The organism is Streptomyces sp. NPDC058877, assembly GCF_042742855.1.
Classification (GTDB): domain Bacteria; phylum Actinomycetota; class Actinomycetes; order Streptomycetales; family Streptomycetaceae; genus Streptomyces.
Genome location: NZ_JBHYMF010000401.1, coordinates 1 through 1,419, shown reverse-complemented (window position 1 = coordinate 1,419; position 1,419 = coordinate 1). Strand labels below are relative to the sequence as shown.

The following is a 1,419-nucleotide window of genomic DNA, read 5'->3' as shown; positions in this document are numbered from 1 at the left end:
CGAAGGACATCGAGCTCGCCGCATAACCCCAACAACCCTGAACCACCCCAAACCCGACACGGGCGCCTTGACGAAGGACATAGAGGCACCCCCCGATGATCCGCGTGCTGATCGCCGACGACCAGCCGCTGGTCCGCCGCGGCCTGGCCCTCATCCTCGCCCCCGAACCAGACGTCGAGGTCGTCGCCGAGGCCGGGGACGGCGCCGAGGCCGTCGCCCTCGCCCGCGAACTCCGCCCCGACGTGGTCGTCATGGACATCCGGATGCCCGTCCTCGACGGCGTCGGCGCCACCGCCGCGCTCTTCGAGGCCCTCCCCGACTGCCGGGTCCTGGCGCTGAGCACCTTCGACATGGACGAGTACGTGGTGGCGGCCCTGCGCGCCGGCGCCTGCGGCTTCCTCCCCAAGGACACCTCCCCGGAAGAACTGCTCGCGGCCGTCCGCACCGTCCACACCGGCGAGGCGGCCGTCGCCCCGCGCCTCCTCACCCGCCTGATCTCCACGTACGTCCGCATCCCGCGGCCCGCCGCGACCACGCCCCTCACCGGCCCGGCGGCCCCGGACCTCACCCCCCGAGAACACGAGATCTGGCGCCTCATCGCCGGCGGCCTCGACAACGCCGAAATCGCCGCCGCCCTCAACCTCAGCATCTCCACCGTCAAGAACCACATCACCGGACTCTTCACCAAACTGACCGTCCGCGACCGCGCCCAAGCCGTCATAGCCGCCTACGAATCCGGCCTGATCACCCCCACCCCGCCCCCCGCTCCCTCCTGAACGAACCGGTGCCGATGGCAACCCGGGCTCGGCCCGCAACGACCGAAGGGCCCAGGGACGCAGCGCGATCCTGGGCCGACATCACGAGTTCGAGTTCGGTACTGCCGAGGCGGCAACCAGCAGCACCGCCACGAAGGGTGACGCACACCGCGGCGGCGGCGCGGATCGGGCAGCATCCGCAGCCGTTCCACCGGCGAGAACCCCGCCGCACCCTCCAGAGCGGGCGACTTCACAAGTCAGACGGTGGCAGGCTGACGGCACATCGAAGCTCCGTTGGTTCAGGGCGGCTTGGGAAGGCCACCCCGTTCAACCGGAGCCTCGTTGCTTACGTGACGGGCCAGACCGAACCCGTCGTACTCCTGAGACCTGCCGACTCGCATGATCACCGTGACTTTGAAACGCCCCTGTCCGGCAGTGATTCCTAATGTCGTCTGTCAAGCGCGAACTCAATCAGAGGGCGTGACCGGGGTCCGCAGGCCGAGCGACTGATCGGCGTCCCAAGGACGTCTTCGAGCCAGTACAGTGCTGCCGCGCACGCCTCGGCGGCAGATGGTGTCCCGCCGAGTGGTGTAGCCGATCAAGCTGGCGGAATCCGCAGGTCGTGGCCCGATTCGCCCTCGCCGGCGGCCCTGTTGGGGCTCGC

Annotated in this window: 1 protein-coding gene; it reads left to right on the top strand. The window is 69.7% G+C overall.

Annotated elements, in window-relative coordinates; all coding sequences use genetic code 11:
* The first annotated feature begins 95 nt into the window (after positions 1–95).
* Complete coding sequence (locus tag ACFW2Y_RS35865; RefSeq protein ID WP_384887949.1) at positions 96–776, top strand: response regulator; 681 nt, start codon at positions 96–98, stop codon at positions 774–776.
* Positions 777–1,419: the final 643 nt, after the last annotated feature.